The organism is Parashewanella curva (assembly GCF_003675895.1).
GTDB classification, from domain to species: Bacteria; Pseudomonadota; Gammaproteobacteria; order Enterobacterales; family Shewanellaceae; genus Parashewanella; species Parashewanella curva.
Genome location: NZ_ML014764.1, coordinates 1 through 16503 on the forward strand (window position 1 = coordinate 1; position 16503 = coordinate 16503).

7 protein-coding genes, 1 tRNA gene and 3 rRNA genes are annotated in these 16503 nt (G+C 41.4%); 8 read left to right on the forward strand and 3 right to left on the reverse strand.

Translation table 11 applies throughout. The features are described from left to right. The 4 genes from D5018_RS06515 to rrf (D5018_RS06530) form a co-directional block, all read left to right on the forward strand. Positions 1–108: ribosomal RNA gene (locus D5018_RS06515) — 23S ribosomal RNA — on the forward strand; the annotation flags it as partial. 242 nt (positions 109–350) lie between these two features. Then, a 5S ribosomal RNA gene (gene rrf, locus D5018_RS06520) occupies positions 351–466 on the forward strand. Between the two features lie 66 nt (positions 467–532). Further along, positions 533–608, forward strand: a tRNA-Thr gene (locus tag D5018_RS06525). A gap of 22 nt (positions 609–630) precedes the next feature. After that, positions 631–746: ribosomal RNA gene (rrf, locus tag D5018_RS06530) — 5S ribosomal RNA — on the forward strand. Between the two features lie 157 nt (positions 747–903). Here the strand turns inward: rrf (D5018_RS06530) and D5018_RS06535 are convergent. Both D5018_RS06535 and D5018_RS06540 read right to left on the reverse strand, forming a co-directional pair. Next, entirely contained in the window at positions 904–2481 is a 1578-nt protein-coding gene (locus D5018_RS06535) for a cation:proton antiporter family protein (RefSeq protein WP_121838207.1), read from the reverse strand. Between the two features lie 115 nt (positions 2482–2596). Beyond that, complete coding sequence (locus D5018_RS06540) at positions 2597–5134, reverse strand: M14 family zinc carboxypeptidase (RefSeq protein ID WP_121838208.1); 2538 nt, start codon at positions 5132–5134, stop codon at positions 2597–2599. Between the two features lie 148 nt (positions 5135–5282). On the opposite strand from D5018_RS06540, the gene nfuA reads away from it, so the two are divergent. Further along, positions 5283–5861: a Fe-S biogenesis protein NfuA gene (nfuA, locus tag D5018_RS06545; RefSeq protein ID WP_121838209.1), complete on the forward strand. Its 579-nt coding sequence runs from the start codon at positions 5283–5285 to the stop codon at positions 5859–5861. A 558-nt stretch (positions 5862–6419) separates the two neighbouring features. After that, positions 6420–13541: an ankyrin repeat domain-containing protein gene (locus tag D5018_RS06550; RefSeq protein ID WP_121838210.1), complete on the forward strand. Its 7122-nt coding sequence runs from the start codon at positions 6420–6422 to the stop codon at positions 13539–13541. A gap of 4 nt (positions 13542–13545) precedes the next feature. On the opposite strand, the gene D5018_RS06555 is transcribed toward D5018_RS06550, so the two are convergent. Next, positions 13546–14889 carry an MATE family efflux transporter gene (locus tag D5018_RS06555; protein WP_121838211.1) on the reverse strand — a complete coding sequence of 448 codons (1344 nt, stop codon included), beginning with the start codon at positions 14887–14889 and terminating at the stop codon, positions 13546–13548. A 21-nt stretch (positions 14890–14910) separates the two neighbouring features. Here D5018_RS06555 and D5018_RS06560 point away from each other — a divergent pair, with 21 nt between their 5' ends. Further along, positions 14911–15960, forward strand: coding sequence for a polysaccharide deacetylase family protein (locus tag D5018_RS06560; protein ID WP_165905013.1), 1050 nt, complete (start codon positions 14911–14913; stop codon positions 15958–15960). Then, positions 15957–16415 carry a GNAT family N-acetyltransferase gene (locus D5018_RS06565; protein ID WP_121838213.1) on the forward strand — a complete coding sequence of 153 codons (459 nt, stop codon included), beginning with the start codon at positions 15957–15959 and terminating at the stop codon, positions 16413–16415. Before D5018_RS06560 ends, D5018_RS06565 begins: the two co-directional genes overlap by 4 nt. Positions 16416–16503 lie beyond the last annotated feature (88 nt).

The window sequence follows — 16503 nt, forward strand, 5'->3', positions numbered from 1 at the left end:
TTAAGGTCTCTAAAGAGCCGTCCGAGACTAGGACGTTGATAGGCAGGGTGTGTAAGCGTTGTGAGGCGTTGAGCTAACCTGTACTAATGACTCGTGAGGCTTAACCATACAACCCTAATGGGTTTTATAACTTGCTAAACCTTAGTAAGAATACGACGTACTTAGTAAAGTCGAGAACAAGATTAACTCAGCTTTCTGAATTAAGAAGATTGGTTAAAAGACGCAGGAAATTGTTCGGCTGACAAAGCCGTGACGAGCGAAGCGCGGAATGTACTTCAAGTACATGAGCACTAGAGCGAGGAAACAATGCCGTCAGACGGACAATTAACCAGTCCAATATACAGAATTTGTCTGGTGACAATAGAGCTGTGGCCCCACCTGAATCCATCCCGAACTCAGAAGTGAAACGCAGCCTCGCCGATGGTAGTGTGGGGTTTCCCCATGTGAGAGTAGGTCATTGCCAGACACCAATTTATTCATCTTTACTGGCACTAAAAGTGAAGATACAAGTCAGATTAGGCTTGAAGAATTTGCTGATATGGCTCAGTCGGTAGAGCGCATCCTTGGTAAGGATGAGGTCCCCAGTTCGATTCTGGGTATCAGCACCATTATAAAATTGAAAAGAATTTGTCTGGTGACAATAGAGCTGTGGTCCCACCTGATCCCATCCCGAACTCAGAAGTGAAACGCAGCCTCGCCGATGGTAGTGTGGGGTTTCCCCATGTGAGAGTAGGTCATTGCCAGACACCAAATAAGAGAAAGCTCTAGCTAAAAGCTAGGGCTTTTTTCGTATTTACTGGCATACAAAACTATTATTATTTTATTTGCTCTTTGAAGCTAATCGAATCGAGTATAGAGGATAAAAAGTGATTTGGGTTGGAGATGCTCCAAGCACTTCTAATCTCAATCTTTATTTTCACTTATCACTTGCTCAACAAAGCCGACACCAGCGAGATCATATAGGTTGTAGATATTATCTACTCCAAGTTCTTCTAATGATTCAGCATCTTCGGCATGGAGAATGAGTACGCTGAATTTTCCTTGGTAGTTTTGCTCTTTAAGTTGTTCGAGGGCGGAGATATTACCTGAGTGCTTAGGCATAGCGAGAAATACACGTTCAATACAATGTAAGTTGTCGACTTTCTTCCAAAAATCGCAATCCGATGCGTCCCCATGTACGACATTACGCCCAGCTGATTGATGAAATTCAACCAGTTCAGTTTTGTGTTCAACTCCTAATATTTCGCAGCCATATTTACCTTTTAAAGCATCGTAGGCTCCGGAACCTATACGCCCCATGCCCAATATCAAAAAACGAGGTGTTCCAACTGCAATAGGACTATCTTCAGGGTGAAGTTTTACTGCCTGAAGCCTTAATAAAGTTTGTTCTAGTTGATTGTATATGGCATCGGCGGATCTATTAAGCCATGCTGCAACAATAAAACTAATACTTAACGCTACAGCTAAAATCACTAACCATTGTGATGGGATCATTCCCATAGTGATAGCTACGGCCATTACGATTAATCCAAACTCGCTATAGTTGGCAAGATTAAATGCACTGAGTAACGCTGTGCGTGCACGTAATTGAAAACGAGTTAATAGAAGTAGGAACAGAGTAACTTTAAAGGGCAGTAGAAGCGCTAAAATCACCGCCAACGTAATGTCGTGTAGAGATGGAAAACCATTGAGACCGATACTTAAGAAAAACGCGATTAAGAATACTTCTTTAAAATAGAATAATGATTTAGATAATGCTGAAGCTTTGGCGTTTCCTGATAATAGTATACCAATGATCAAAGCGCCTAGATCTGCTTTTAAGCCAACCAGTTGAAATGTCCAAGCGCCTAATACAAATGCCATTACCAAGCCAAATAGTACCGTGAGTTCGCCATGTCCTAATTTGTCCATGATGTAATAGAGCAATGGTTTTAAAAGAGGGAGTAATAACAAGCAGAATGCCCAAACTGAAGGGACTTCGCCTTTGGATATGGTAAGAAAAGCGACGGCAAATATGTCTTGTATGATTAAGATCCCAATGGCGACTTTACCCGAAAGGGCTTGCATATTGCCTTGGTCCTCTAGGGTTTTAACCGCAAACACTGTACTCGAGAAGCTCAAAGCAAAAGCGATGAGAAATAGTTGATTGATACCAAGATCAGTAATTTGTTGAAGCCCAATGAAACCAAGTAATTTAAGCAGAGGAACAAAGACTAATATTGAGCCTAATAAGTGGATGCTAGAGGTGGCTAAGACTTCTTTTTTAAATAAGCTTTTAATGTCCAGCTTTAAGCCAATGGCAAACAGCAGTAAGGTGATCCCAAGCTCTGATATTTGGTGAAGAAACTGGATAGTGCTCTCTTTAACTCCAACATAATATAAAGCAAAACCAGCAATCAAATATCCAATTAACGGCGGAAACCCTAATCGGTTTATTAACATTCCACATAAGAAGGTGATGACTAAGAGTACAGGTTCCATTTGACTCCGAAGATATGTTTAGCTGATGATTATTTAAGTTATGCCATGCCGTTATTAAAAGTGTATTACCGATAAAGCGATGCAGCGTTTCACTGCATCGCTCGGTTCACAAGCTCTATAGCCCGTTACTAAAAAACAGTGCGTTACTATAGATTTTTTCACTGCCCAGCCACACATTTCTGAATACTAGGTTCTCAGCAAAGCCAATCACTCGTCCTTGCCCAATACGTTCGGCAATCATGGAGTGAAGTTTAGGGTAATGTTGTTGATATTCCGGCGCCATATAACCGCTTGCCAGTGGTGACTGATGATATTGTCCAGCACTGATAAAGGGCGCTTTTGGTGCTTCAAATGCCACAATATGGTTTTTCATTAGACGAATACGATTATTGGTCACACCAAAGTTTAATGGGTGGCTATTGTCTAAGTCGATATTGACGATTGCGCCACCAATGGTTTTACGAGCACGTAGACTGTCTTGGTCACCAAAGGTTAACCCTTTGGTATCAAAAAGCTCATTGGCTTGTTTACTGTTAAACACTTCGGTTTGAATAAGCTTATGTTGCTTAAGCCAGCTTATCGCGCCTTTTTGAGCGACAATGGTGCCACCACTTTGAGCAAATTGTTTTAATTTGTCTGCCGTTTTCGTTGATAACGAAGCATACCATCCGTGAGCAAAAAGGACATGGCTGTAATCACTTAAGTTAACACGACTTAGGTTATCAGCGTCTACCAAGGTCACTGGTACTTTCAAAGTGTTATCTAAGAAGTTCCAAAGCTGACCGACTTCCATAGGATTCGTGCTATCACTGGTAACCAATAGCGGTTTTACTGGCGTTACAGGAACAAAGTTCGGGCTGCCTAAATCGATACCAGATACCGCAGCAAAGGTAGATACAGGGGTAATGTTTACATTGTGTCGCTTAGCTTCGGTTTCCATCGTTGCTACTAAGCTATCGCGGTTAACATCATCCTGATTAAGTAAAACTTGTAAGGTACCAGAGCCTAATGTCTGTGTTTTCGCGCCAGAGGTTACTGTTAATGGCTTGGTGCTAAATTTGGCATTAATGCCTTTAGCCAGCAAGCTCTGTAAGAATGGTGCTGCATTAGACTGTTGCCAATCAATTAAAACGGCTACCGACTCAGGAGTGATAGCTTTAGGTGTATGATTTTTAATGCTTGAAGTCTGGTATTTATTGGAAACATTGACCTCTTCAGCCAGCTGTAAATCGAATGCCGCTGATAAATCGAAGCTCGATACATCGTAAAACGTTTCGTCTTTAAATGAATGACGTTTGTCAAATAAGGCTCGAATTAACGCATGTTGTGATTGGCCGTAAGGAATAAACAAAGAATCTTGCTTAGCAAAAGTTAGCTTGTTTTGGTTGATATTACGATTGAGATACTCAAAATCAATCTTGTGCTGAGCTAAGATTTCGGCAAATTGCTGTAGGCGATGTGGATCATTGTTAGCACTGATCAAAACCCCTTCCTGTCGTCCCGCTTTGTTACGCTGCTTATCAAAAAACTCTATTTGATAGGCGTGGAGTTCTTTTTTGAGTGCCAACGTGCCTTTAAGGCTGGAGATTGAGGTCGCAAATTGATTTTGAATGGCGCGCTCTAAGGTCACGGCACCGTTCGGAGAATTTACCCCTTTACCTCGAGCACTGGCTTGTTCGAACAAAACGCCAATGGCACCATTAATATCAGGATATGTTGAGCCTTTCCCATAAAAGAAATCATCGAATGATTGCTTAGAAAAATAAGGCTGCCCCATTTTATCCAGCTCAGAGCGATGATAATTGGCAATTTTATCAGTGAGAGCTTGGTTTTGTTTCGGGGTTAATGGATGTGTTCGCTCCGGTACGCCCGGTTGGAAGAAGTAGCTAGAACGATGCCCCATTTCATGAAAGTCACCCACATAATGCGGCTGCCACTTATGGAATAATGCCACACGTCCTTGGGATTCAGGGTGACGGAGGAACAACCAATCACGGTTTAAATCAGCAAGGTAATGATTAAAACGACCACGCTCCCAGTGCTGATGATGCTCACGATTGTTAGGATCGAGATTTAACACGTTGCTGCGATTATTGTTTGCCCAGTTAGCAAAGCGATCCATGCCATCTGGGTTTTGGCTTGGGGTGATGATCACCACCATGTCATTCAATAATTGCTTCACCCAAGGCTCATTACTGGCACTTAAGTAATAACTCAATGCCATCGCGGCATGCGCGCCACTGGCTTCGTCACCGTGAATTGAATACGCCAACCAAACCACTAATGGACCATCAACTTTATTACCAGCTTTGACGGTAGCTCGTTGACTGATGATTTCATCTAAACGCTTTTGGTTTTCTCCTGATGTGATCACCACAGAAAGCTGCTGGCGACGCTCGTGACTAAACCCTGTGTCTTCTAATGATACTTTTGCGCTTTGTTGAGCCAGTAATTTCAAATAGCCATTGAGTTGATCGTGGCGAAGATGCCATTCACCTAGTGGATAACCTAAATAATTTTCAGGTGTCATCAAGTCTGATGAATATAGGGCTGAAGGTAATGTAAATTCCGTATGAATGGTTGCGTGAGCTGGAGCTAAAAGGCTACTGCTTAAGAGCAAAGAACCTAGGGATAAGAGCGCAAGTTTTTTCATTGTTATGGTATCGTTTATTGGAAATGATGTTTATGTGACCAAGTTAACATTTAATGAAATCGTGATAAAGGCTACACACTTTCAGCAACAAAGAGTATCATTAGCGACTATAACTTAGTGAATAACTCAGGTATTAAAGTAGGTTGGCATGATTAGCATTTCTGAAGCAGCACAAAAGCATTTTGTAAAACTATTGGCGGATCAGCCAGAGGGCACGCATATTCGCGTTTTTGTTATTAGCCCAGGTACGCCATCGGCAGAATGTGGTGTGTCTTATTGTCCACCTGATGCCGTGGAAGAAGATGATATTCAGTTAGATTTTGATGGCTTTAGTGCCATGGTCGACGAAAAGAGTGCACCATTTTTAGAAGAAGCCAGTATTGATTTTGTAACGGATCAGCTTGGCTCACAGCTGACTTTGAAAGCACCCAATGCCAAAATGCGTAAAGTAGCAGATGATGCACCATTACGCGATCGCATTGAATATGTGATCCAGTCTGAAATAAATCCACAGTTAGCCAGTCATGGCGGCAATATTTTATTGACAGAACTGACAGACGAAGGCGTAGCAGTATTACAGTTTGGTGGTGGGTGTAATGGTTGTGCTCAAGTAGATGTGACGTTAAAAGACGGTATTGAAAAGCAGTTATTAGAGCAATTCCCTGGCGAGCTTACGGGGGTGGTCGATGCGACTGATCATCAGCGTGGTGACCATTCTTTCTATTAAGCAATTTTTGTTTAAATCGCAGAGAATAAGCTAATATGGCTTATTCTCTGGTGTTTTAAATCAAAAACGCCATTCTATTACAGTGATTCGACTTGTATCATTCTGAATATGTTGGATCTTTTTGTTCTAATAAATTCATTCTGCTTTAGTGATTTTTATTCTACTTTCAGCCTATAGTGAACGGCTATCGATGATTTATGAGTTGTAAAGGTATTCGCTTTCTTTTTTAATTGAGAGTCGTTTTTTCGTTGTTTGATGAGGATAGTGATTGACGTCTTGGTAAATAGAGCGGAAATCTTGTAAATTAAACTTTCTTTATATAATTCATTTTCACAAAGACCGATTTTCATATTTTATTTTTTCAATAAAGAAGTCGATAAACCCTGAGCCTTTCTTTACAAAACAATATTAGTTTCAATAAGTTTTTTAGTTTTGACTATTATTTTGCTTTTTTTTGCATAAAATTTCTATCGGGTTATTAATAAAGTTTCACTGTACATAAGGAAAAAGCCCGATACTTTTAACTCATTACTCGCAATTAAAGAGGGGGGTAATGTTATGGCTACTGAAGTTTTGTCACGAGCCGCTGCTCCATCATTCAGTTCATCACCTATGTTTACGGGTGATGTGCTTCCCTCATTGTGTGCAAATGAACTCAACTCTACGTCTATTAAACCAGAGCAGGAGATAGCTTGGCGCGAATTAGTTGAAAATGTCAACGAACTTAAGCCCTTGTTTGAGCAGCAGCTCCGAGCTTCTCAACGACACATTGATTGGGAGTTACTGCAGTATCATTTACTGACCATAGCTAATGGCCAGTCAACCAATAGCAGCTTTGAGAACTTTGTTGATGCAATAAAAACATTTCGAAATCAGATTACTGCTGAACCGCATTCAGAGCATCACCAACAGGCGCTTAAAGCTATAGCGCTTCAACTGTCTTATTCTGATTCTTTTTCTTTTGTTCAAATTTATCAAGATCTAGTGCTCAGCAATCAGGGCTTACTACATACCCATTTACATTTAAGAGCCAGATTACTGTTTGAAACCGCGATGCAGAGCGAGTTTGGTTTCCATCGTCATGATGAATATGGAAATATCAAAGCTGATTGTATAGATGATACGTTGTTACAAATAGGTAGGGGGACCGAGCCGAGCTTAAAAGAGTATGTAGATAAGCACAAATCTATGCGTTGGGATACAGTGCAACAAAGAAGGCTATTAGCTATTTTGGGGGAGATTGCTCCCAGAATTGGTATTGATTACACACCACCTTCTGGAGTGGGACTATTCAGTCAATCAACTCAAAATGCATTGAGTAGAGGTGATGATGATTTATTAAGGGAAATACAGCAGCGTTGCTCTATATCGCACGTACTGGACTCCGCTGCGCAAATGTATTCTCGCCATATCAATAGAGTGATAAAAGAAAAAAATAACCGCTATAAAAATCACATTTTGAAAAGTGGGTTAATGCAATTGCTTGCCTTAAAGGAGCCAGAATGCGGAGGAGGTTATGAAGCCCATGTTGCACTCTTTATCGATAGAGGACACTGTTCTTTAATTCCCGAGCAAGAGTTAGCCAATATGGCTAGGGTTCAACAACAGGCACTAGCACTATTACCTGCTTATCAGTTTGAATCTACAGCTCAGAATGTTAATTACGAATCATTGAACAAAGCTATTCCAACCCTACCACAACACGCAGTAGAACCATCCGTAAAGCGATGGATTCAAAAGAGTAGCCACCTTACTGACGCTGAAGGTTTGATTCATTTGGTTGATGATATGCAGTTGAGCAGAAAATCTTTATCCCAAACTGAACTAGAATATGTTGCGGCGTTACGCAGAAAGGTTCTTGCTGAGCCAGAAATGCAACAGGCAATATTACACCTTTGTAACGATCGGAGTGTGGCAAGGCATAGAAAGCTTAGCAAAAGCGAGCAAGCTCGGAACTTACTGAGTGTTGTCGGTATTCAGATTGAGGAACGTCAAATTGGAGGGCGGACGAAGTGGGTAGAAGCTGAAAGAACTTCAAGTCGTAGGCGCAACCGTAATGCTCCGGCTCCAACACGAATTGAAACTGACACTTGGCTAGTCAGTGGAAGTCAATACTCCCACATGGCAGGCTTGTTACATGCAGTCAGAACAGGTGATTTTAATGAAGTCAAACTACAACTGGAAGATGGAAAAATTGCAAAACAAGTTCGAATGAAAGATAAGAGCTTTTTCTTTCTACATCTTTTTCAGATTGCCTGTCGCAAGCAAGGTGAGGTGCCAATTTCCAGACGAAATCAATATCAGGAGATTGCTAACCATCTAATAGGGCAAAAATATGTCGATATTAATGCCCAAAATAAGCAAGGAAAAACACCGTTGCATATGGCGGTTGATACAGGCAGTTTAGACCTAGTTAAGTTTCTGTGTAAGCAAAGAGAGATTGATCTTTCGATTACTGATAAAAACGGGTATACCGCTTTGCACGCAGCTTGTGCATCATCCCATGCCAATAATCAAAAGATGGCATTAAAGATTGCCAAAAAAGCTCCTCAAATACTTAAGCAATGTTCATTACCGATTGAAGTAGAATTTCAAAACAAAGTAAGAGATATTGCCCATGCTGCTGATGAAGTAGAACAGCATCTTGCTAGAAAACAGTTTTATCAACAAATGAAAACTCAGCGTATTACACCACTTCAGCAGTGTTTATTGAGCGGTCAAAAACAATTAGCTGAAAAATTGGCTAAAAACGCGAAAGAGCCACTTGTTCAAATGACTTCTTGCCGAAACAGCACTTTGCATTTACTGGCCTCTCTTGGAGGAACTGAAGAACTTCAGTGGCTTATTCAGCAAGCGTCAGTGACCGAAGCACAATTAACTTCAAAAGGGATAGCCGGCTTTACTCCGTTGCAGCTGGCTGTGGTGTTAGACAGACGACAAAAAGTGGACACGATCATACAATCCACACCATGTTCAATGGCTTGTGTTAATCAACATTGGAATCAACAAGAATTCGGAATGACTTTATTGCAACTGGCTTCTCACCTTAACCACTTGGCAATAATGTCTTCGCTGGTTAGCAATGACAAAGTAGAGCTTAATGACCGTGATGACGCAGGCAACCATATTCTTCATGTAGTTTGTCAACACAGTAACGCTCAAGTTGTTCAAGCCCAAATGAACGCATTAAATTCGCAGCCCCATACTCAGTTTGATTTTACTGCAATGGATGAAAACCAAAATACCTTATTGCATGTTGCTGCAATGCACTCGGCTCAACATGTTGCTCATGCATTAACTTTATTAGGGACTGACAGAGCTCCGGCCGTGGTGACGAAACTAAATCATGAGGGGAAAACAGTGCTTCATCAAGCCATTCAACAAGGTGACGTTGATACGGTTAGAGCGCTACTGGCTGACCCCAATTATAATGTTAATGCCGTCGATGCTAACGGTAATAGCCCATTAATGTTCGCTGTATTGTTGAAAAAAACAGACATGGTTTCTGAATTACTGGCGCATGATGGGCTTGATTTAACCCAGCTTGATCCCAAAGGAAACAATGTATTCCATCTTGCTTGTATGGTTAGTGATGTTGTTGGCTTAAAACAAATCATTGATTATTTGAATAAACACTTAGTCGTAGATCCTCAGTTAGCCATGGGGGCGAATTCGCGCCAAGTATTAGACTGTTATGTTGCACCGGCTACGCCTGCAAACCCACAAACGCTAAGAAATTTATTAAATCGTCAAAATGAACAGGGGCAAACACCGCTACATTTGGCTTGTGGCGCTGATTTCTCTAATCGTTTAGCTTTGGCGAACGAATTAACCAGCGTAACATCAAGCAGAGCAGGTGCTAGTGCGATAGTGAATACCTCAATTAAAGATAATGCAGGAAATACTCCGTTACACTTAGCTTGTGCCAGCAATCATACTGAGCTTGCATTACACCTTATTGAGAAGTCAGATAAGAGCAAATTTGACCCTGAGTTGAGTGATTTGTATGACATTTCTTCTTTGGTTTGGGTGCAAAAAATCCGCGAAATCAACCCAGACTCAGACTCAAAAGTTGAATTAGTCGAAGCTGATGCTACTCAAAATGAAGAGGCTGATGACGACGGTGATACCATCGCAGTTAGTTGGAGTACGGATTTTAGAGCAGTGAACGCTCCTATTAATGAAGAAAATGAAGTCTATGGTTTTGAGGTGGTAACGGCCATTCCTAATGCAGAATGGGAGGACAACCCACTCCATATCGCTACGCGGTACGAAAACCAAACCGTCGCCAATGCCATTATGGAGAAATACCCAGGTTATGCGCAAGCAACCAATGCCCATGGGATCACTCCAATTCAAATAGCGGTTAAAAATAAATTTTGGAATATCGTTGGTGTTTTTTTGAGATGGCTTGGTTTTGGAGGGCGTGGAGATGTACCAGGAGATATTACTAAACTGCATGAAGTGGTTTGCATCGCTAATACCCAAGCTCCTGTTAATGAAGAACAGTTTAGACAAGGTTTGCAGGCTTGCACTAAAGGTGAAGCCAGTATAAACGCGCGTGATGACTGTGGAGACACCGTGCTTCATGTTGCGATTGAAAATAATCGACCTGAGATAGCCGTAAAAATTCTAACCCTTCATGGCATTGAGCAACCTACAGATCCTAAGAAACCTCGAATAGTGCTTAAGCCCGCATTTAATCCTGAAACGAGAAATGCTAATGGTCAAACACCACTTGAATTAATATGGAAAATGGGGCGACATAAGTCCCCTGCATATGCAGAGCTCATAAAGTTATTACTCTATAAAGGTGACGCAAAAGGCAAAAAACCTGACTGGTTAAAAGAGCAAGTGGGTGCCGCCATCGAATGTGAAAATACCGCATTACTGGAAGTATTGCTTAAACACTGCAACGCTGTGCCTAGCGTAGAATCTCAGACACTCAATAACCCTGATTGGTGTAGCGATGAAGACGGCAACGGTTTTATGCATCTAGCGGTAAAATTAGGATCTCCAAGTGTGATTACTACATTATGCAAGTGTGGAGTAAACCCTGAAATTCGAAATAAACGCGGCGAATTACCACTGCATATGCTAATAAAATCGGAGCTTTCCCTTGAGATAAAAAATGCATGCGTTAGCGCATTATTAGAGCATTTTACTGCTGACGTGGAAAATGATGAAGTTTTAGAGCCTTTGATTGCCACTTGGCTATACGCGGTTGATGTACAACGCAATAATACTCTACATCTGGCGGCAATACATGAGCCGGGTTTATTGCCAATGCTTGTTCAATCAGAAATCACTCCCCCGACACCGAAGGTACAGGTATCCCCCGATTTTACATCGCAATCATTAGAATCCGGAGGGTTAGGCATTAATGAGCCCAATGCACAAAAGCGAACCGTATTACAATTGGCTGAGGAGAATAAAGCCACAACATTAGAAACCATAAAATGCTTAGCAAAATGTGGTGCTAAAGCACCGCCGCGTGTCATGAAAGGGTTAGCGACAAAGATGAAAGAAAAAGGCTGGCATGACACAGCCGTTCAATTCGAAACAGGTAATTTTCATGCTGTAGACCTTGATGGTAACAACACCATACACAGACTTTGTGCAAATGGTGATGTTGAAACCCTGAAATACTTGTTAACAACAGAATATAAAGACGAATTTCTCTCCTGTTTATTGCAAACGAATTATGAAGGTTATACTCCGTTACACTTAGCCGTAGAAAAAAATTGTTCTGCTTGTGTGAAAGCACTTTTGCTTCTAAAAGAAGACATTGGGTTTACTAAAGAAGTTAAAGGTGAAACTGTGTTTCACCTTGCAATGAAAGGACTAAGTAGTTCTGGAGAGCAATGCAGTATATCAGTATTCAGCTCTTTACTGGGTTATGTGACCAATAATCCAAGTTTGGCCACGCTACTGCTTAAGCCAGATTTAGCTGGTTATACGCCACTGCATCTCTTTGCAGAGACAGATTCAGATGAAAATAGAGCGCGTATTACTGCATTATTAAAAGTCCAGCCTGGGCTGCTGTTGATTGAAGATAGAGATGGAATATCGCCACTTTTTAAAGCCGTAGTTAACCAACAAAAGAAATTGGTTTCCCTTTATCTCGATTATGCAAGAGGGAGTATTAAAGAGAAGCGAAAGGGTTTACCTGCTAATGATCAACTACAGATGCTCAAAAAAGGTATACCTTCCAAAAATAAGCTAACCAAAGTATTACTGGATCAACAAAATAGTGATTTGGAAAATAATGGTAATGATGAAACGCTTCAGCGCAGATTATCGCAATCATCGATAGCTATCCCACATAACCAAGAGAGTTGCACTGAGCAGGCATTTCTTGAAAAAATATGGGATGAATACGGTAAGTTAGATCCTATGTTAGTAGCGGTGGTATTAAATAATATAGAGATCAGTAAAATGCTACATGATTTTGCAATCCAATGTTATCCAGCTGCATTTGGCCATCGATACCAAGGGGCTAATTTGTTGCATGTAGCATGTAAGCACGCTAACGATGATACAATTATTCACGTGCTTCAGTGTCAATACGAAGAAGATTTTGCATGGGTTACGGATGATGCAAATATTCAAACCAGATACTGTTATGGGCTAGTAACTCCTGATAGTGACCAAAATAGTGTTTTACATCTTCTAATTGAACATGATAAAGCAGCAGCTTTAGGCTTTGCGTTGTCGAGGTGTGGAGTTAGGATGTTCACTGGTTTACGCGAGATGACGAATCTAGAAAGGAAAACTCCTGAGGAGTTTGCAGCGGAGCTTGAAAGGGAAGGGATGCTCAGAATGTTTCAAGCTCAAGAGCTAGCATTAGCCGACGAACATGACAGTCCTCTTACTCCAAGGGCTGCTTTGACTCAAAGCTCACCACCAATTTTGGTGACAGATAGTAACACTCATGCATATCAACACCCTGATGGATCCGTTTGGGATGCAAACTTAGATATGTGGAAAGGTGCAACTACCCCTGATAGCGTTAGCCAACGGCAGCAATCACCAATATCTCCACCAGTAAATGCTCATGCCTTAACCCCCGATGTTCACTTAGACGAAAAGAGAGCTCATCGTCAAACTCAAAGATCGTACAGTGATACTTCTTATTTGACTGCTGAAAACGGAAGAACACATACATCAATTAGCAGGCCAACAAACAGTGAAAGTGATTTAAGTCACCTGAGCAGACCACACATTGAAGCCGATACAATAAAGCAAGGTTTCAACCAAATGCAGGAAAGTGCTCAGCAGCAACAGCGTCCAAACTCTCTTTCGTTAGGTGGTGGCACAGGAACAAATGTTACTCGTCCTCCTATTTCACCAAATCCACATGAGACCGGAGCTCCGTTGACGCCTCAGAGTATAATGTCTGGTACCTCTACAGTGGATAATTCACCATTACATACACCGACATCGGGTGTACTGATGTCGCAGCCTCAAAGTAAAGAGGGCAGAGTAGTATTAAGAAACCCTGGTGCTCAAGCTCTGACTCCAGCGGCAAGGCCAGTTAGCACGGGTAGTACGGGTAGCCGTGCTAGCTACCTTAGCGATGCTTCAGGCGCAGGCGCAGAACTACCAAAGGTTGATGAAGAGTTGACATTTCAAATGGATGAACCGTTAACACTCGATGAGGCCATTGGGAGTAGTTGAAGTATTAATGATCACAATTGGGCGATGTGATGCATGCTTGCATCTGTAAAAAATGCAAACCAAGAGTTAGGCTACGGCTGAGCAGAAAGGCACTCAACGCTAACCATAAAGCGTGATTTCCCCAGTCTTTGGTGAGCCACCACAAAGGGAAAAATACGACCAAAGTCGAAAAAATCATGCTGTTACGCATGGTTTTTCCTTTGGCCAAGCCAATATAAACGCCATCAAACAAATAGCAGCCAAAACTCAATAAAGGTAACAAAGCCAGCCATATAACATAATTGTTTGCGGTGGTTCGAACATGGGGAATATCTGTCAGTAAAGCGATTAAATGAGGACCTAATAAATAAAAAACCATCGCAAACCCGAGGGCAATCATCCCTGACCAAAACCACGATAGCCATACGGATTCAGTTAACTTCTGCCACTGTTTTTTGCCATAAGCTTCACCGACTTCTACTTCTGCGTAATACGCCACACCGTCAAGGGCATAAGATATTAATAACAATAAGTTCAATAATACTGCATTAGCCGCGAGGACATGATCTCCAAGACGAGCGGCATAAAACGTCATAAATGCTAACGTTAACTGTAAACAAAGGCTGCGAATAAAAATATCTCTATTGAGGCTTAACAGTTGTTGGTAGCCTGCTTGTTTAAGTAGTTCGATGATTTTTAGCTGGGGCAGCTGTAATTTCTGCCACTGCTGAATGACAAAGTAACTGGCTACAGCAAAAGCCGTAATATCAGCACAAACGGAAGCCCAAGCTGCACCAGCAACACCCCAGCCTAATCCCCAGATGAACCATAAATCTAGTAGGATATTAACGCTATTGGCGATGATGAGTTGCCACATGGCGACTTTAGGCAAGCGTTTGCCAAGCAGCCAACCGAGAAACACTAAATTAACTAAAGCCAATGGCATCGACCAAATACGAATACTGACATATTGTTGAAAGTAATGGGCGACTTCATCACTGGTATCACTTAGTGCTAATGCCAATTGAATGATCGGTTGTTGAAATACCAGTAACAGTAAACCAAGTAATACAGCCATAACTGTACCTTGAACTAATAATTTAGCCTGAGAAGTCGTCGAGTCACTGGCTTGGGCGGTTAACCCTGTGGTGGACATGCGTAAGAAACCACAAAGCCAAATCATTAAGCTGATCACCGTTGAGCCTAGGGCGACAGCGGCTAAGTAATAGGCTTCAGCTAAATGACCAACCATGGCCGTGTCTACAAGACCTAGCAATGGTACACTGATGTTGGAAATAATGATGGGGATCGCTAATGACCACAAGCGTCGATGTTGATCTTTGCAAAAGAGTATGGAAAACCGACTCATAGGAAATTAAAGTTCATGAAAATAATGTGCAAGCTTATCTTAGTTTTAGGTTTTTTGGTAATGCCAAGCACTCAGGCGACGGTGATCTTGCAGTATCATCATGTCTCTAATGAAACCCCTGCGATTACCAGTGTTACCCCCGCGCAGTTTGCCGAGCAAATGCAATACCTTGCCGATAATCAGTTTAATGTTGTACCGTTAAGTCGAGTGATTCAAGCGCTAAAAAATAAACAATCACTACCAGATAAAACAGTGGCAATCACCTTTGATGATGGCTATCGAAACATTTATGAAAATGCTCGCCCAGTGTTAAAAAAGCATGGTTTTCCTTATGCGATGTTTTTAGCCTCACAACCCATTGATCAGCGAATTAATAGAATGATGAGCTGGCAACAAATACAAACTATCGCTAAAGAAAAAGCGGAAATCATGAATCACACTTATGATCATGTGCACCTTATTCGCAAGCTTGCCAGTGAAACTAAAGGCCAATGGTTGTCACGCATTAAAGCCAACATTAAAAAAAATGAGCAGACGATTTATCAGCGTACAGGTCAAAGTTTCAAAGCCTTGGCTTATCCATACGGTGAGTACAATGTTGATATTATGAAAATGCTCAGCGATATGGGGTATGTCGCTTTTGGCCAACATTCTGGCGCAGCAGGACGTTATTCACCATTAACGTCTTTGCCTCGTTACCCTGTCGCCGTGCCTTTTTCGAAAATGTCATCGCTGAAAATAAAGATGAATAGCTTGGCCATGCCTGTGCTTAAACAGCAACCGCTAGAATCACAACTCACTAAAGAAGAACATCGACCCAAACTGACATTAACTCTAGATACTCAAGACATTCGTAAATCTCAGTTGATGTGTTATGTCTCTAATCAAGGCGCTCACCCACCTGTTTGGATAAGTGAAAATACTTTTTATATTCAAGCTGAAAAAAGGTTACCGGCGGGGCGCTCTCGTTATAACTGTACCGCACCTAGTAAGACCAGCAATCGATATTATTGGTTTTCCAATACATGGGTAAAACCTAAACATAATGGTGAGTGGAAAAAAGAAAAATGAAGACCATCATCAAGCAATTTTCAGAGCTAACGACTGACGAGTTATACGAAATCTTGAAACTTAGAGTGGACGTTTTTGTGGTAGAGCAAGCTTGCCCTTATCCAGAGTTGGACGAAAAAGACAGAGATTCAAATAGTTACCATATTTTTATTAGCGACGAAAATGGTAATATTACTGCATACTGTCGAGTGTTACCGCCAGGATTAAGTTACCCACAAGCAAGTATCGGTCGTGTCTTGGTGGCACAAGCATACCGGAATCAGCGTTTAGCCACGCAATTGATGCAGAAAGCGATAGATTGTGCCAAAAATCAGTGGCCACAGTCAGATATTCAGTTAGGTGCACAAGAGTATTTGGTGGATTTCTACCAAAGTTTAGGTTTTACCACAAATTCAGATATGTATTTAGAAGATGGGCTCCCTCACAGGGACATGTTATTAACATACCAAAAATAATAATAAAGAGTGTGATCCAGTTAACCTCAAAATGTAAGGAACTGGGTTACTCTGGTTACAGATAAGGTTTAGTTTATAAAAATTAAGA

Excerpts from the sequence above, each read along its gene's own strand:
- D5018_RS06535 (WP_121838207.1), bottom strand. The coding sequence starts at position 2,481 with ATGGAACCTGTACTCTTAGTCATCACCTTCTTATGTGGAATGTTAATA.
- D5018_RS06540 (WP_121838208.1), bottom strand. The coding sequence starts at position 5,134 with ATGAAAAAACTTGCGCTCTTATCCCTAGGTTCTTTGCTCTTAAGCAGT.
- nfuA (WP_121838209.1), top strand. The coding sequence starts at position 5,283 with ATGATTAGCATTTCTGAAGCAGCACAAAAGCATTTTGTAAAACTATTG.
- D5018_RS06550 (WP_121838210.1), top strand. The coding sequence starts at position 6,420 with ATGGCTACTGAAGTTTTGTCACGAGCCGCTGCTCCATCATTCAGTTCA.
- D5018_RS06555 (WP_121838211.1), bottom strand. The coding sequence starts at position 14,889 with ATGAGTCGGTTTTCCATACTCTTTTGCAAAGATCAACATCGACGCTTG.
- D5018_RS06565 (WP_121838213.1), top strand. The coding sequence starts at position 15,957 with ATGAAGACCATCATCAAGCAATTTTCAGAGCTAACGACTGACGAGTTA.